This is a genomic window from Mesorhizobium sp. AD1-1, assembly GCF_020164655.1.
Classification (GTDB): Bacteria; Pseudomonadota; Alphaproteobacteria; order Rhizobiales; family Rhizobiaceae; genus Mesorhizobium; species Mesorhizobium ciceri.
Genome location: NZ_JAIUGP010000016.1, coordinates 100,862 through 115,810 on the forward strand (window position 1 = coordinate 100,862; position 14,949 = coordinate 115,810).

At 63.8% G+C, this 14,949-nt stretch carries 16 protein-coding genes; 11 read left to right on the plus strand and 5 right to left on the minus strand.

Annotation, left to right across the window (positions count from 1 at the left end):
• Positions 1-115: 115 nt before the first annotated feature.
• The 4 genes from LB519_RS25635 to LB519_RS25650 all read left to right on the plus strand — a co-directional run bounded on the left by LB519_RS25635 (position 116) and on the right by LB519_RS25650 (position 4,391).
• Entirely contained in the window at positions 116-577 is a 462-nt protein-coding gene (locus tag LB519_RS25635; protein ID WP_013529944.1) for a membrane protein, read from the plus strand.
• Positions 574-1,950, plus strand: coding sequence for an FAD-containing oxidoreductase (locus tag LB519_RS25640; protein ID WP_063168860.1), 1,377 nt, complete (start codon positions 574-576; stop codon positions 1,948-1,950). Before LB519_RS25635 ends, LB519_RS25640 begins: the two co-directional genes overlap by 4 nt.
• Positions 1,951-2,076: 126 nt before the next feature.
• Positions 2,077-3,249, plus strand: a complete 1,173-nt coding sequence (locus tag LB519_RS25645) for an MFS transporter (RefSeq protein WP_224621494.1) — start codon at positions 2,077-2,079, stop codon at positions 3,247-3,249.
• 86 nt (positions 3,250-3,335) lie between these two features.
• Complete coding sequence (locus tag LB519_RS25650) at positions 3,336-4,391, plus strand: succinylglutamate desuccinylase/aspartoacylase family protein (RefSeq protein ID WP_224621495.1); 1,056 nt, start codon at positions 3,336-3,338, stop codon at positions 4,389-4,391.
• Position 4,392: 1 nt separating this feature from the next.
• Here LB519_RS25650 and LB519_RS25655 read toward each other — a convergent pair whose 3' ends face one another.
• Positions 4,393-5,163 (minus strand): isocitrate lyase/phosphoenolpyruvate mutase family protein, encoded by a 771-nt coding sequence (locus LB519_RS25655; protein WP_024504525.1) that lies wholly within the window; start codon positions 5,161-5,163, stop codon positions 4,393-4,395.
• 319 nt (positions 5,164-5,482) lie between these two features.
• On the opposite strand from LB519_RS25655, the gene LB519_RS25660 reads away from it, so the two are divergent.
• Positions 5,483-7,672 carry an anthranilate synthase gene (locus LB519_RS25660; RefSeq protein WP_224621496.1) on the plus strand — a complete coding sequence of 730 codons (2,190 nt, stop codon included), beginning with the start codon at positions 5,483-5,485 and terminating at the stop codon, positions 7,670-7,672.
• A gap of 5 nt (positions 7,673-7,677) precedes the next feature.
• Positions 7,678-8,625, plus strand: coding sequence for a cation diffusion facilitator family transporter (locus LB519_RS25665; RefSeq protein ID WP_318011956.1), 948 nt, complete (start codon positions 7,678-7,680; stop codon positions 8,623-8,625).
• Between the two features lie 6 nt (positions 8,626-8,631).
• Here the strand turns inward: LB519_RS25665 and LB519_RS25670 are convergent, their stop codons facing one another.
• The 3 genes from LB519_RS25670 to LB519_RS25680 form a co-directional block, all read right to left on the minus strand.
• Complete coding sequence (locus LB519_RS25670; RefSeq protein WP_224621497.1) at positions 8,632-9,021, minus strand: type II toxin-antitoxin system VapC family toxin; 390 nt, start codon at positions 9,019-9,021, stop codon at positions 8,632-8,634.
• Positions 9,018-9,263: an antitoxin gene (locus LB519_RS25675; RefSeq protein ID WP_023760667.1), complete on the minus strand. Its 246-nt coding sequence runs from the start codon at positions 9,261-9,263 to the stop codon at positions 9,018-9,020. The genes LB519_RS25670 and LB519_RS25675 overlap by 4 nt, the downstream gene beginning before the upstream one ends.
• A 66-nt stretch (positions 9,264-9,329) precedes the next feature.
• Positions 9,330-10,451 (minus strand): hypothetical protein, encoded by a 1,122-nt coding sequence (locus LB519_RS25680; RefSeq protein WP_224621498.1) that lies wholly within the window; start codon positions 10,449-10,451, stop codon positions 9,330-9,332.
• A 102-nt stretch (positions 10,452-10,553) separates the two neighbouring features.
• Between LB519_RS25680 and LB519_RS25685 the strand changes: the two genes are divergently transcribed.
• The 5 genes from LB519_RS25685 to LB519_RS25705 all read left to right on the plus strand — a co-directional run bounded on the left by LB519_RS25685 (position 10,554) and on the right by LB519_RS25705 (position 13,737).
• Positions 10,554-10,991, plus strand: coding sequence for a DsrE family protein (locus tag LB519_RS25685; RefSeq protein ID WP_013529935.1), 438 nt, complete (start codon positions 10,554-10,556; stop codon positions 10,989-10,991).
• 125 nt (positions 10,992-11,116) lie between these two features.
• Complete coding sequence (locus LB519_RS25690; RefSeq protein WP_013529934.1) at positions 11,117-11,896, plus strand: SDR family NAD(P)-dependent oxidoreductase; 780 nt, start codon at positions 11,117-11,119, stop codon at positions 11,894-11,896.
• A gap of 63 nt (positions 11,897-11,959) precedes the next feature.
• Positions 11,960-12,268, plus strand: coding sequence for a putative quinol monooxygenase (locus tag LB519_RS25695; protein WP_224621499.1), 309 nt, complete (start codon positions 11,960-11,962; stop codon positions 12,266-12,268).
• A 28-nt stretch (positions 12,269-12,296) separates the two neighbouring features.
• Positions 12,297-12,542: a type II toxin-antitoxin system Phd/YefM family antitoxin gene (locus LB519_RS25700; protein ID WP_127368478.1), complete on the plus strand. Its 246-nt coding sequence runs from the start codon at positions 12,297-12,299 to the stop codon at positions 12,540-12,542.
• A 91-nt stretch (positions 12,543-12,633) separates the two neighbouring features.
• Entirely contained in the window at positions 12,634-13,737 is a 1,104-nt protein-coding gene (locus LB519_RS25705) for an AbrB family transcriptional regulator (RefSeq protein ID WP_224621500.1), read from the plus strand.
• 7 nt (positions 13,738-13,744) lie between these two features.
• Here the strand turns inward: LB519_RS25705 and LB519_RS25710 are convergent, their stop codons facing one another.
• Positions 13,745-14,824: a siderophore-interacting protein gene (locus tag LB519_RS25710; protein ID WP_224621501.1), complete on the minus strand. Its 1,080-nt coding sequence runs from the start codon at positions 14,822-14,824 to the stop codon at positions 13,745-13,747.
• Positions 14,825-14,949 lie beyond the last annotated feature (125 nt).

Below are 14,949 nucleotides of genomic sequence, written 5' to 3' on the forward strand. Positions count from 1 at the left end.
TCCTTGCAAAGCACAAGTGCAGCCAAAAGCGCCGATGCCAGTACTGGTCAAATATTGGACCTATGGTAGCCTGTGACTCAAGGCCGTCTTGGCCCGTGATCGAGGGGGATCGACCATGCTCTACATTCTCGCACTTCTGATCGGCGTCATTGCCGGTCTTCGCGCCATGACGGCGCCGGCCGCCATTGCCTGGGGCGCTTATCTCGGCTGGCTGACGGTTGCCGGCACTTGGGCGAGCTTCATGAGCCATTGGGCGGCTGTCGGCATCTTCACCATCCTGGCCATCGTCGAGCTGGTCACCGACCAGTTGCCGTCGACGCCGAGCCGTAAAGTACCCCAGCAGTTCGGCGCCCGCATCGTTACGGGCGCTTTCACCGGCGCGGTGATCGGCGCCACCGGTGGCGCCACCATCGGCGGCCTGATCGCGGGCGCCATCGGCGCTGTCATCGGCACGCTGGGCGGCGCCGAAGCTCGCGGCCGGCTCGCGGCCGCCTTCGGCAAGGATCCGCCCGCCGCCTTTATCGAGGACGCGGTGGCGATCATCGGCGGCCTGCTGATCGTAGCGGCGGTGGCATGACGACGAAAATCTTCGACGCCATCATCATCGGTGCCGGACAGGCTGGCCCTCCGCTGGCCGGGCGGCTGACGGCCGCCGGCATGAGCGTCGCGCTGATCGAGCGCAAGCTGGTCGGCGGCACCTGCGTCAACACCGGCTGCATGCCGACCAAGACCATGGTCGCCAGCGCCTATGCCGCGCATCTGGCGCGCCGCGCCGCCGACTATGGCGTGACGCTCTCCGGGCCGGTCGGCGTGGATTACAAGGTGATCAAGGCGCGCAAGGACAAGGTCACAAACGACGCTCGCGGCAATCTCGAGACCTGGATTGCCGGCATGGACAAGTGCACCCTCTATCGCGGCCATGCGCGTTTCGAATCCGCCAACACGGTGCGCGTCGGCGACGATCTGCTGACCGCCGAAAAGATCTTCCTCAACACCGGCGGCCGCGCCTCGGTGCCCGACCTTCCCGGCATCCACGACATCGACTATCTGACCAACTCGTCGATGATGGATCTCGATGTGCTGCCGCGCCATCTCGTCGTCGTCGGCGGCAGCTACATCTCGCTCGAATTCGCTCAGATGTTCCGCCGCTTCGGCGCGGAAGTCACCGTCGTCGAGAAGAGCCCGCGCCTGACCGGCCGCGAGGACGAGGATGTCTCCGCCGCCATCCTGTCGATCCTCGAAAACGAAGGCATCGCGGTCCATGTCGGCGCCGACGACATTGCCTTCGCCAGACAGGGTGACGACATCGCCGTGACCTTCTCCGCCGGCAAGCCACCGGCGGTCGGCTCGCATGTGCTGCTGGCGCTGGGGCGCACGCCCAACACCGACGATCTCGGCCTGGAAAGGGCCGGCGTCGAGGTCGACAAGCGCGGTTTTGTCACCGTCGACGACCAGCTGCGCACCAGCGTGCCCGGCATCTGGGCGATGGGCGACTGCAACGGCAGGGGCGCCTTCACCCACACCTCCTACAACGACTACGAGATCGTCGCCGCCAATTTGCTCGACAACGATCCGCGGAGGGTCAGCGACCGGATCGAAGCCTATGCGCTCTACATCGACCCGCCGCTTGGCCGCTGCGGCATGACCGAGGCCGCAGTGAAGAAATCCGGCCGTCGCGCGCTGGTCGGCCAGCGGCCGATGACCCGCGTCGGCCGCGCTATCGAAAAGGGCGAGACGCAGGGTTTCATGAAAATCCTGGTCGATGCCGACACCAGGGAGATCCTCGGCTGCTCGGTGCTCGGCCCCGGCGGCGACGAGGCTATCCATTGTGTGCTCGACCTGATGTACGCCAAGGCGCCCGTCGACACGCTGGCGCGTGCCGTGCACATCCATCCCAATGTTTCGGAGTTGCTGCCCACCATTGCCCAGGAGCTGAAGCCGCTGGCGTGACAGCCCGTTGAAGACCCCATTTTAAAGCTCTTCCTTTTCTGCATCGCTGCAATGCAGCAATGCAGCTTGCGCACGGCGGCGTGCTTCGCGCAGTCTGGAATTGAACCGATTCAGTCTGGACGCACCATGCCCTTGCCGATCCTTGCGCTTGCCATTGCGTCCTTCTGCATCGGCACCACCGAATTCGTCATCATGGGCTTGCTGCCTGAGGTCGCCGCCGACCTCGGCGTGTCGATCCCCGCGGCGGGCCTGCTGGTTACCGGATATGCGCTGGGCGTCGTCTTCGGCGCCCCGATCGTCGCCATGGCCACTGCGCATTTGCCGCGCAAGCCGGTGCTGGTCGGGCTGGCCGTGCTGTTCGTCGTCGGCAATCTGTTTTGCGCCATCTCGCCCAACTATTGGACGCTGATGGCCGCGCGCGTCTTCACCGCTTTCGGCCACGGCGCCTTCTTCGGCATTGGCTCGGTCGTTGCCGCCAGCCTGGTGCCGCGCAACAAGCGCGCCAGCGCTATCGCGCTGATGTTCGCCGGGCTGACGCTGTCCAACATCCTGGGTGTTCCCGCCGGAACCGCACTTGGCGAAGCGTTCGGCTGGCGCTCCACCTTCGTTGCCGTGGTCGGTATCGGCCTGATCTCGGTGGCAGCGATCGCCTGGTTGGTGCCGTCCCATGTCGCCGAGCCAAGCGGTGGCGGCCTGCGCGGCGAGCTGCGCGTGCTGGGCAAGCTGCAGGTCTGGCTGGCCATGCTGATCGCGGCGCTGACCTCCGCAAGCCTTTTCACCGTCTTCACCTACATCAAACCCTACCTCACCGAGGTATCGGGCTTGTCGACCTCGGCAGTCACGTGGGTTCTGCTGCTGTTCGGCGCGGGCATGACCATCGGCAACATCATCGGCGGCAGACTGGCCGACTGGAAACTGATGCCGACAGTGATCGGCACCCTGCTGCTGATGGCCCTGCTTTTCGTTGGATTCAGGCAGTTCGGCGCAATCGCCAGCGTTGCCATCGGCATCGTCTTCCTGTGGGGCCTGCTCATCTTCGTCGTCGTGCCGCCGTTGCAGATCCGGGTCGTCGAGGCGGCCTCCGAGGGACCGAGCCTTGCCGCCACGCTGAACCAGGGCGCCTTCAATATCGGCAATGCCGGCGGCGCCTGGATAGGCGGCGTGGCCCTGTCCGCCGGTGTTTCCTATGCCAATTTGCCGCTGGTCGGCGCAGCACTCGCTGTTTTGGCGGTCACCGTCGCTGTGCTGTCGCAGGCGCTGGACCGGCGCGCGCCGGTCATCCCGCTTCCGGCTGAATAGTCTCTTGCGCCCATAGCGCGGCAGGCTGGACCAATCGACATCGGCGCCTTCAAATCGCATGTCTCTCGCTCCTGATGGAGGAAGTCATGCAGAAATCGATCGAACGCATCGCCGGCGAAAGCGAAGGGGTTTCCTACGAATTCCCGCTGTTCCGCTTCACTGGTTCCGACAAGGCTGCTCCTTCGGCCTATCTGCAGGCGGCACTCCATGCCGGCGAGTTGCCGGGTGTCGTCGCCATCGACGCGCTGATGCCGATGCTCAACAAGGCTGAAGCCGAAGGCCGCATCAAGGGCAATCTCACCATCGTGCCCTGGGCCAATCCGATCGGCCGGGCGCAATATCATTTCGGCGAGCATCAGGGCCGCTTTCATCTCGGCACGCGCACCAATTTCAACCGCGGCTTTCCGCTGCTTGCGGCGCCCGACACAGCGCTCTTGCCCGACACCACCCTTGGCAGCGTCGACCAGCGGCTGAAGACGCGGCTGGTGCAGCTGTCGCTCGGCCACGACATCGTGCTCGACCTGCACTGCGATGACGAGGGCCTCGCCTATCTCTACGTCCACACAAGCCTGTGGCCTGGTATGGCCGATTGCGCCGCGGCCATGGGCGTCGACGCGGTCGTGCTGTGGAGCGAAGACACTGACGGCACCTTCGAGGGCGCCTCGATCATGCCCTATCAGAACGTCCCCGCCGATGTGGCCAAGCTCGACCGTCGCGTCGCCACCACCGTCGAATATCGCGGCATCCTCGATGTCGATGGTGCCTTGGCCGCCGCCGACGCCGACGGCCTCTACCAGCTGCTGGTGGCGCGCGGCGTGATCGCCGACAGCGCCCTGCCCGCGCCGGGTCCTTTCACCGGCTTCGTGGCGCCATTGGAAAACATCGACATGATGCCGGCGCCACGGGCCGGTGCCGTGCTCTATGACGTGAAGCCCGGCGACCGCGTCGCCAAGGGCGCGCGCCTCGCCACCATCGTCCATGCACCGGGTGAAGCCGATGGCCGCACCGAAGTGTTCGCACCGCAGGACGGCATCATCCTGACCCGCCGCTCGCGCCGCATCATCCGCGCCGGCGAAGATCTTCTGAAGCTGGTCGGCGACAGGAAGAGCACTGATGCCCGGTCGGGAACGCTGGAGGACTGACTTAGCCCGAAATAGCCAGTCGCGCTTTCGCCTCCAGCCATTCCGCCATCTGCCGGTAAGGCACCGGGCCGTGACTGATGCGGGCGACACCCAGTTCCGCCAGCCGCTGGCGCGGCGGCACATGCGCCAGCGCAATGATGTTGACCGGCAACGCAATTGCCTTGCAGAGCGTCTCGATCAGGCCTTCGTCGCCAAGGCCCGGCGCAAAGAAGCCGTGCGCGCCGGCTTTTTCGAAGGCCTGTGCGCGCTCGATGGCCTGGTCGAGCAGAACGTCATCATGCGCATCCGGTTTCGCCTTGAGGAAGATGTCGGTTCGAGCGTTGATGAATGCCGGTATGCCGGAAGCCTTGACGGCCGCCGCCGCGGCTTCGATGCGCTTTGCCTGCACGGAAATGTCATGCAGGCCGCTGCCACCGACAATCTGATCCTCGAAATTGAAACCGATAGCGCCGGCCCGCAGCGCCAACGTCACCGTGCGAGCGACGATTTCCGGGTCAACGCCGTAGCCGCCCTCGAGGTCCATGGTCACCGGCAGGTCGACCGACCCGACGATGCGCTTGATGTTGTCGAGCGCCAGTTCCAGCGGGATTTTCTCGCCATCGGCGTAGCCGAACGCGGCCGCGACCGGCCAGCTTCCGGTGGCGATCGCCTTGGCACCCGCTTTCTCGATGATCTTGGCCGAACCCGGATCCCAGGCATTGTAGAGGACGACCGGGTTGCCCTTGACGTGGAGGGAATGAAACGTCCGCGCGCGCTCGATCTGCTCGGTCATGGTTATTTTCCCGTCTTCCTGCTGTTGGATGAGCACTCTAAGCAGCACTGTCGGCTCTGGCGATGTGCCATGAGCCTGAGAAGCGGCGGCCAACGAACAGACTTTCAAACCTGTTGCGCATCCTTCTTTTCGCAGCTATGGATTTCGCCATGAATATGCGTTCGATCAAGACCATTTGGTGGTGGGCCTGCTGACAGCGGCCTGTTCGAACACGTGCGCGTGAATAGAGAGGGTGGCCGCAACGGAAAGTCCGGGCGGCCATTTGTTTTTTCCAAGCCATTCCCGGGTCCGTTGCCCCAAGAAGCTGATGGAGACGGCAATGACGATGAAGGTTCTGGAAAACGGCGCGGAAAGTTTCGTGACCGCGGGTGGCATCACCATCACCCGCGCGCGCCACGACCGGCCGTATGCGGGCGCGATCGACGCTTACGTCGACGGCCTGAATTCGCGCCGCGGCGCGGTGTTTTCCTCCAACTATGAATATCCCGGCCGCTACACGCGCTGGGACACCGCCATCATCGACCCGCCTCTGGTTATCTCCGCGCGCGGCCGCGCCATGCGTATCGAGGCGCTCAACGGCCGTGGCGAGGTGTTGTTGCCGGTCATCGGCAAGGCGCTGGATAGCCTGGCCGATATCACCATCGCCGAGACATCGAAAAGGCTCATCCGTCTCGACGTCGCCAAGCCCGGCCGTGTCTTCACGGAAGAAGAGCGCAGCCGTGTTCCTTCGGTGTTCACCGTGCTGCGCGCCATCACCGCTCTGTTCAAGACCGAGGAAGACGCCAATCTAGGTCTCTACGGCGCTTTCGGCTACGATCTCGCCTTCCAGTTCGACCCGGTCGACTACAAGCTCGAACGCAAGCCAAGCCAGCGCGACCTGGTGCTGTTCCTGCCTGACGAGATCCTGGTCGTCGACCATTATTCGGCCAAGGCATGGACCGACCGCTACGACTATGCCGGCGAGGGTTTTTCGACCGAAGGGCTGCCGCGCGACGAAATCTCCGAGCCGTTCAAGAGCCCCGACCGCATCCCGCCGCGCGGCGACCATGAACCCGGCGAATACGCCGACCTGGTGCGCAAGGCGATGGATTCGTTCAAGCGCGGCGACCTGTTCGAGGTCGTGCCGGGCCAGATGTTCTACGAGCGCTGCGAGACGCAGCCGTCCGAGATTTCGCGCAAGCTGAAGGCCATCAATCCGTCGCCCTATTCCTTCTTCATCAATCTGGGCGAAGGTGAATATCTGATCGGCGCCTCGCCCGAAATGTTCGTGCGCGTCAACGGCCGCCGCGTCGAGACCTGCCCGATCTCGGGCACCATCAAGCGCGGCGACGACGCAATTTCCGACTCAGAGCAGATCCTGAAACTGCTCAACTCGAAGAAAGACGAATCCGAGCTGACCATGTGCTCGGACGTCGACCGCAACGACAAGTCGCGGGTCTGCGAGCCGGGTTCGGTGCGCGTTATCGGCCGGCGCCAGATCGAGATGTATTCGCGCCTGATCCATACGGTCGACCACATCGAAGGCAGGCTGCGCGAAGGCATGGATGCCTTCGATGCCTTCCTGTCGCATGCCTGGGCGGTCACCGTCACCGGCGCGCCGAAGCTATGGGCCATGCGCTTTATCGAGCAGAACGAGAAGAGCCCGCGCGCCTGGTATGGCGGCGCGATCGGCATGGTCAATTTCAACGGCGACATGAACACCGGCCTGACGCTCCGCACCATCCGTATCAGGGACGGCATTGCCGAAGTGCGCGCCGGCGCCACATTGCTGTTCGACAGCATTCCCGAGGAAGAAGAAGCCGAAACCGAACTGAAGGCATCCGCCATGCTCTCCGCCATCCGCGACGCCAAGACAGGCAATTCCGCCAGCACCGAGCGCACCACCGCGCGCGTCGGCGACGGCGTCAACATCCTGCTGGTCGACCACGAGGACAGTTTCGTCCACACGCTGGCCAATTATTTTCGCCAGACCGGCGCCAACGTCTCGACCGTTCGCTCGCCAGTGCCTGAGGAAGTCTTCGACCGGCTGAAACCCGACCTCGTCGTGCTGTCGCCCGGCCCCGGCACGCCGAAGGACTTCGATTGCGCCGCAACCATCAAGAAGGCGCGCGCCCGCGAACTGCCGATCTTCGGCGTCTGCCTTGGCCTGCAGGCATTGGCCGAGGCCTATGGCGGCGAACTGCGGCAGCTGCACATACCGATGCACGGCAAGCCGTCGCGCATCCGCGTCTCCAAGCCCGGCATCATCTTCTCGGGCCTGCCCAAGGAAGTCACCGTCGGCCGCTACCACTCGATCTTTGCCGATCCGGTGCGGCTGCCCGACGATTTCATCGTCACGGCCGAGACCGAGGACGGCGTCATCATGGCCTTCGAGCACCGCAAGGAGCCGATCGCCGCAGTGCAATTCCACCCGGAATCGATCATGACGCTCGGCCACAATGCCGGCATGCGCATCATCGAGAACATCGTCGCCCACCTGCCGCGCAAGGCCAAGGAAAAGGCCGCCTGACGATCATGGCCGAAGCCGAGAACACGATGGCGATCGCGGCCAAGGCGGCCGCGAAGCGCAAGGTCGCGAACCTCGCCTTCTGGTCGATTATCGTCGCCTTTGTCGTGCTCGCGCTGAAAGCTGCCGCCTGGTACGTCACCGGCTCAGTCGCACTCTATTCGGACGCACTGGAATCGATCGTCAACGTCATCGCCTCGGTCGCCGCCTTCTGGGCGATCCAGATCAGCCACAAGCCGGCCGACCAGGATCATCCCTTCGGCCATCACAAGGCCGAGTATTTCTCGGCAGTGCTGGAAGGCGTGTTGATCGTGCTTGCCGCGCTATTGATCCTCAACGAGGTCTGGCGCTCCTGGCAGACTCCGTCACCCTTGGAACAGCCTTGGGAAGGTCTTGCGGTCAACGGCGTTGCCACGATTATCAACGCCTTATGGGCCTGGACGCTGATCCGCGCCGGCAGGGCGGAGAAATCACCGGCACTGGTCGCCGACGGCAACCACATCATGACCGACGTGGTGACCTCGATCGGGGTCTTCGGCGGCCTGGTCGGGGCGATCCTGACCGGTTGGCAGATCCTTGACCCCGCACTTGCCGTCCTCGTGGCTTTGAACATCCTGTGGCAGGGCTGGCATGTCATAGGCTCGTCGATGAACGGCCTGATGGACCGCGCCGTCGACACCCAGGAACACATGCGCATCCGTGACGTCATCTCGGCCAATTGCAAGGGCGCGCTCGAGGTGCACGACCTCAAGACGCGCATCGCCGGCCGCGCCACCTTCATCGAGTTTCATCTGGTCGTCGACGCAGACATGTCGGTCGGCGCCAGCCATGTCATCTGCGACCGCATCGAGGACGCGCTGAAGGCCGAAATCCCCTCGGTGCGCGTCACCATCCATGTCGAGCCCGACGACGAGGCCAAGCTGCCCAAGGGCACGACGGCCGTGCCGTTCGCATGAGGCGGTTCACCAGGTCTCGATTGAGAGATCTTTGATCCGCTCGAATTCCCGGACATTACGGGTCATCAGCGTAAGGTTCCGAGCGCGCGCTTGCCCACCGATCAACGCATCGTAGGGACCGATCGGAGTTCCTAACGTCGCAAGCGTTGTTGCCCGAATCTCCCCAGCATGTCTTGCGTCTTCTCGGTCGAATTCGAGCACCGGGAACTGCAGAGCTTCGATGCGCGCCAAATTTTCAGCCCTTCGCTGGCTCTTTTCAGCACCATAGTGCAGTTCGTGCGCGACGATCGCAGAGAGGGCAAAGTCCTGCGGCCTGTGCCGTTTTAGCAGCGCCAACAGACCCGCGTCGCCCTTGATGACCGCGATGACGGCATTGGTGTCGAGCAGGTAGATCACTTGAAAACGTCATCCAAGGCAGGTCGATCCTGCCCGTCTTGACGTTCGAGCGCCGCCTCGGCGAAATCGTTATCAAGCGGTCCGATCACTTGGTCTAGCCACGCCCAGTCCTGCGCAAGCGGTTCCAGAATGACGGTTTGCCCGTGACGGCGGATCGAAACCTCATCTGTTTCGAAACGGAACTCCTTGGGCAGACGCACAGCTTGTGACCGGCCCGACCAGAACACTTTCGCCTTGTCCATCACGCTATCCTCAAATGAGATATAGCAAAGATATATCCCTTCATGGCGACGTAGACAAGTCCGAGCTCAGGGCGAGCAGGCCGATTGCGGCATTGGCTTCAGCCGATAGACCTTGTCGTCGGATTTCGTCTTTCCGGCGTCCGCCTTCGAACACAGGTCGACGATTGCAAGCGCGCTGTTTGGGTTGGCCAGCATCATCGTGCCGTTGGCGCCACGCTTGAGGAAAATCTCCTTCTGCGCGATGTCGCAGGAGAAATCGCTCATCTTCGTGCTGGCCGCGCAGCGCCACTGGTCGGCTTCGCCCTGGCAGGAATAGGTCTGCGTCACCTTGGCCGATTTCTGCAGTGTGGTGACGGTAACGGCAATGTCGGCGCCGTCTGGCCAATTGGCGGTGTCACCGCCCGAGGCGAAGGACGCCAGTTCTACCTTGCCGCGGAAAACCCGGATCGACTGGGTGAGTTGATCGGGGTGCGAGCCGAGATGCGCTGCATCGTAGTCGCGCCCGTAGCAGAACGCCTGGTCCGGCTTCAGCCGCTCGCGTAGCGGAGCTCCGAGCGCAGCGGCGACTGGGTCGATGCGCGCGAACTCCGCCTGGCAGGTCGCTGCCGGCATCGGGTCGAGGCGGAAATTGTCATCCTCCGAGCCGAGCGCCCGCCTGTCATATTCCGCTGCGCCAAGCTCCTCTTCTGATCCGGCATCGAGATAGATGTCGGGCTGCAGATCCGAGAGGAACAGCCGACCCTTGTCATCGACCTTCAGCGACGCAAGCGTCCGGTCGCATTCCATGCCGCAATGGACCGGGCCCGTCTTGCCGTCGTCCTCGGAAGCATGATTGCACCAGCCGCCGGCCCATTCAGGCGACTTGGCGCCGCGCACGGTGGTGGCGATGAAGGCATTGTAGGACGTGTCGGAATTCGCGGTCGGTTCCTCGTTCGGCCGGCTGACCGGATCATGGCCGTAGTAGAAGAAGATCCGCCCCACCTTCTGCTTCGGGTGCGCCTTGAGATGCCCCGCATCATAGACGCGGCCGAAACAGGCATCAGCGCCGTTCGGACTGAGTTCGGTAAGCTTCAGCGCATCGTCGGCGGAGGCCGATCCGGCAAGCGCGCCGAGCAGCACGGCGCCAAACCCGGCGCCGGCAACCGTCTTCCATTCCCCCAACCCAAACGCCCATTCCTTCAACGCCATGTGACCTCTCCTCCGCATCGAAAGGACGCAACGGCAATTTATGCTAGTATTGCGGCTGGAGTCACGCAATTCGCGGTCAGCCGCCAAGCGGAGGAGGATGCCATGCGCCGGCGCGATATGTTCCGCACGGTTCTTGCCGGAACCGGAACGCTTCTCGGTCTGCGGGCAGCACAGGCAGCCGCCACCGAGCCCACAAGGCAAAAAGTCGCCTACCACTTGAGCGACACCGACAAGGTCAATTTCGTGCTCGGCAACATCAAGAACCATTATGAAGGCACCGGCGGCAAGGTCGACATCGTGCTGGTCGTGCATGGTCCCGCGCTCGCGGCCTTCAAGTCGAAAGGCATATCGGCCGCGATTTCCGGGCGCTTCGCCGGCCTGGTGCAGCAGGGATTGGAACCCCACGCCTGCGCCAACACCATGCACGGCATGGACATCACACTCCCCGACCTGCTCGCCGGATTTCATGCCGCCGACAAGGGCGGCGTCGTCAAACTCGCCGAACTGCAAGGCCAGGGTTACGCCTATCTGCGTCCGTAGAGCGGTTTGTTTGACGCAAATCCCCCGGGGAAAGCGCTCACACTTTTCCTTGAATTGCTCCAAGGCTTGAACACCGGGGTGGCAAGGGCCTACGAAGGGCAGGCAGACATCCCGGAGGAAGAACCGTGCCAGCCACCACACTCAGCATACCCGATCTTGCCGGCAAGGCAGTGCTGGTTACCGGTGCATCGACCGGCATCGGGGCGGCGCTCGCGCTGGCCTATGCAGCGCAGAAATGCAAGGTGGCGCTGCATTATAACTCGAGCCGCGACGCCGCCGAGAAGCTCGGCCTGACGATTGCCGACAAGGGCGGCGAGGTGTTTCTCGTCCAGGGCGATTTCTCCGTTGCCGCCGATGTCGAGCGCGTCGTCGAGGACAGTGCGCAATATTTCGGCCGCCTCGACGGGCTGGTCAACAATGCCGGCGGCATGCTCGGCCGCATCCCCTATGCCGAGCAGACCGAGGCGCATTACGATGCGGTGATGGACCTCAACGCCCGTTCGGTGCTGACTGCTTCGCGCAAGGCGATCCCGTGGCTGAAGAAACAGGGCGGCTTCATCGTCAACACCTCCTCGATCGCCGCCCGCAATGGTGCCGGCGGCGGCGCCGGGCTTTACGGCTCTGCCAAGGCCTTCGTCTCCAATGTGACGCGCGGCATGGCAAAGGAGCTGATCGGCTTCGGCATCCGCGTCAACGCGGTGGCGCCCGGCACCATTCTCACCCCGTTCCACGAGCGCTATTCGACCGACGAGCAGATCAAGGGCATGGTCGCCACCATTCCGCAGGGACGCGCCGGCACGGCGCAGGATTGCGTCGGCGCCTATCTGTTCCTCTCTTCCGACCTTCTCAGCGGCTACATCACCGGCCAGGTGATCGAGGTGAATGGCGGCCAGTTGATGCCTTGAACGGCTATCGGCATACTGGCGATCTGCACGCTCTTGTCGAAAACCTCAAAGGGAGACAACGGAATGTACGGACTGATCGGCAAGATGCGGGCGTCGCGCGGCCAGCGCGCCGCGGTCATGGATCTCCTGCGCGCCAGCACCGGCGCCCTGCCGGGCTGCCTGAGCTATATCATTGCCCGCGACCCCGCCGATGCCGACGCGATCTGGGTCACCGAAGTGTGGACCGACGCCGAAAGCCACAAGGCCTCGCTGCAGCTTCCCGAAGTCCAGGCGGCGATCGCCAAGGCGCGGCCGTTCATCGCCGGCTTTGAATTCCAAGTCGAGACCCACCCCGTCGGCGGCTTCGGGCTGGCTGACAGCAAGACGGGGTGAGTTCGATGCCAATTTTGAGGAGCAATCTTTGACGCAGACAGTAAACATTCGCGATGCGAAAGCTCATCTGTCGCGCCTTGTGAGACGTGCAGCCCAAGGCGAGTCGTTTGTTATTGCCAAAGCCGGCAAGCCGTTGGCCAGAATCGTGCCGATCGAACAGCCGGCGCTGCAGGCGCGACGGGTCGGTTTTATGGCCGGCCAGTTTTCCGTCCCCGACGATTTCGACCGCACGGGTCGCAATGAGATCGAGCAACGGTTCAACGCCGGCTTGTGAGACCTGTTACTCGACACCTGGGCGGGTGAAACAATCATTTTTCTGTGAATCGCGGTTCGCATTTTTCGCCCTGCGGGTCTAAGAGCGAAACATGGATTCCTCGGCCGAGCAGCCCTCCCCGGACCTGCCCACACTCGAGCGCATGGCGCGGATGCGCAAGCTCTGGCAGTGGCTTGCCCTGCTGGTTGTTTCCTTGCTGTTTGCCGGCGCGCTGGAACTCGCCGCCCTGCCGGCGGCGCTGCTGATCGGGCCGATGCTGGCCGCCATCGTCGCCGGCACCAATGGCGCCACGGTGCGCGTGCCGCGTCTTCTGTTCGGCGCCGCCCAGGCGATCGTCGGCTGCCTCGTCGCGGCGTCGATCTCGGCCGACATCTTTCCGGTCTTCTACAAGGAATGGCCGCTGTTTCTTGGCGTCGTGGTGGCCACCGTCACAGCCTCCAGCCTGCTCGGCTGGCTGATCAGCCGCTGGCGCATCCTCCCCGGCACCACCGCCGTCTGGGGCTCGTCGCCGGGTGCGGCCACCGCCATGGTGCTGATGGCGGGTGCCTTCGGCGCCGATCAGCGGCTCGTCGCTTTCATGCAATATCTGCGCGTCATCTTCGTCTCGATGACGGCGGCACTCGTTGCCAAAATGTGGGTCGACACGTCTGAGGTCGAAATCCCCGCCATCGTCTGGTTTCCGCCGATCGATGCCCAAGCCTTCGCCGCCACCATCGGCATCGCGGTCGTAGGCGGCCTGGCGGGAAAGTTGTGCCGACTGCCCTCGCCCTTCTTCCTCGGCACCTTCATCTTCGGCACCGTCGTCCATCTCGGCTTGGGCGTGGAAATGCAATTGCCGCAATGGCTGCTGGCCGTCAGCTACGCCATGGTCGGCTGGTCGATCGGCCTGAACTTCACAAGGGCGATCCTGCGCCATGCGGCGCGCGCCTTGCCGCAGATCATCGCCTCGATCGTGGCCTTGATCGCCTTTTGCGGCGGCCTTGCCTTCATGATCAGCCATCTCCTGGGCATCGATCCGCTGACCGCCTATCTGGCGACCAGCCCCGGCGGCATGGACAGCATCGCCATCATCGCTGCAGCAGCGCAGAACGTCGACATCTCTTTCGTCATGGCCCTGCAATCAGCACGCTTCCTGATCGTGCTGCTGATCGGCCCGAGCATGGCGCGGCTGGTGGCGAGAAGCGTCAGGCAATAGGCAGCGACTAGTCCTCGCCGCCCTCGCCCATGCTGTGCGCGTCCCGGCGCCAGTAGGCCGTAACCAGGTGGCGGTCGCGCGGCAGGCCCCACTGTTTACGCACGATCTTGCGGATCTCCCGGAAATCACCGAATTCGCAACTGGCCCAGACGTATAGGCCGTCGGCAAGCGCCATCTGATTGCGCTCACGCAAGGCGGTCGACAACAGGCCCGCGGTGCCGGCCTCGCGGCCGTGCCGGTAAAGCCAGGTGATGTCGATATTATCCCCTTGCGCCAGCGCCATCCGGTCGTCCGGCCCATCGATCTCGATCAGCGCCTCAGCGCGTGTTGACGGCGGCAGATCTTCCAGAATCCTGCCTATGGCGGGAAGTGCTGTGTCGTCGCCGAGCAGAAGCAAGGTCTGCGCCACCGGAGCGTCGCCGCCACCGGGTCCGATCATGCCGATGACATCTCCCGCCCGTGCATTTTGCGCGAAGCTGGCGGCGGGCGTCTCCTGGCCGGGGTGCAGCACGAAATCGACATCGAGCCAGCCGCTTGCGGCATCCAGCGCCCGGATCGTGTAGACCCGCACGGCAAGCGCATCGTCGCCCGAAGGCCAGACAATCAAGCCATCGGCACCCATCGACGGCCAGAGCGGCTGGCGGCCAGCCGGCGGCAGCAGCAGCCGTATGTGCAGGCCGCCATGGCTAAACCGGCCGAGATCCTTACCGGCGAAGCGCAGACGCTGCATATGCGCCGAGATCCGCGTCGACGACATCACCGTGATCTCGCGGAAGAAGACCGGCATGCCGGCGTCAATGCCGTCGCCTTGCCAATGGATGCCCCTGGTCGTGCCGAGATGTTCGGCGACATGGCCGGCAACCGTCATCTTCATGTAGGACAGGCAGGTTTCGTCGGACGCCGCGACGCGGATCAGTACGCTTTCATCATCGAGCGTGGCGCTCAACGAACCATAATAGAGGCGAAGCTCCCATTGGTCGGCGACGCCGGTGTCGATCTCGAATTCGCTGTGCTCGGCGCGCAGCCGGTCCATCACCGACCTGATCGCCGCGTCGCTGATCCGGGTTTGCGCGCTCAATTGGTCCATCATTCAAGTCCTTTGCAACAGTTCGGGGCAAGCGCCGCAGCGCCACCGCGGTCAGCGGCATGCCACAGCCGCTCAAGCGCTTCCACACAAACATGACTATCACAGTCATATTATGCGATGAACGC

Coding starts and splice junctions, on each gene's coding strand:
- LB519_RS25645 (WP_224621494.1), top strand. CDS start 2,077: ATGCCCTTGCCGATCCTTGCGCTTGCCATTGCGTCCTTCTGCATCGGC.
- LB519_RS25635 (WP_013529944.1), top strand. CDS start 116: ATGCTCTACATTCTCGCACTTCTGATCGGCGTCATTGCCGGTCTTCGC.
- LB519_RS25650 (WP_224621495.1), top strand. CDS start 3,336: ATGCAGAAATCGATCGAACGCATCGCCGGCGAAAGCGAAGGGGTTTCC.
- LB519_RS25675 (WP_023760667.1), bottom strand. CDS start 9,263: ATGGACAAGGCGAAAGTGTTCTGGTCGGGCCGGTCACAAGCTGTGCGT.
- LB519_RS25705 (WP_224621500.1), top strand. CDS start 12,634: ATGGATTCCTCGGCCGAGCAGCCCTCCCCGGACCTGCCCACACTCGAG.
- LB519_RS25655 (WP_024504525.1), bottom strand. CDS start 5,163: ATGACCGAGCAGATCGAGCGCGCGCGGACGTTTCATTCCCTCCACGTC.
- LB519_RS25685 (WP_013529935.1), top strand. CDS start 10,554: ATGCGCCGGCGCGATATGTTCCGCACGGTTCTTGCCGGAACCGGAACG.
- LB519_RS25660 (WP_224621496.1), top strand. CDS start 5,483: ATGACGATGAAGGTTCTGGAAAACGGCGCGGAAAGTTTCGTGACCGCG.
- LB519_RS25710 (WP_224621501.1), bottom strand. CDS start 14,824: ATGGACCAATTGAGCGCGCAAACCCGGATCAGCGACGCGGCGATCAGG.
- LB519_RS25680 (WP_224621498.1), bottom strand. CDS start 10,451: ATGGCGTTGAAGGAATGGGCGTTTGGGTTGGGGGAATGGAAGACGGTT.
- LB519_RS25640 (WP_063168860.1), top strand. CDS start 574: ATGACGACGAAAATCTTCGACGCCATCATCATCGGTGCCGGACAGGCT.
- LB519_RS25665 (WP_318011956.1), top strand. CDS start 7,678: ATGGCCGAAGCCGAGAACACGATGGCGATCGCGGCCAAGGCGGCCGCG.
- LB519_RS25695 (WP_224621499.1), top strand. CDS start 11,960: ATGTACGGACTGATCGGCAAGATGCGGGCGTCGCGCGGCCAGCGCGCC.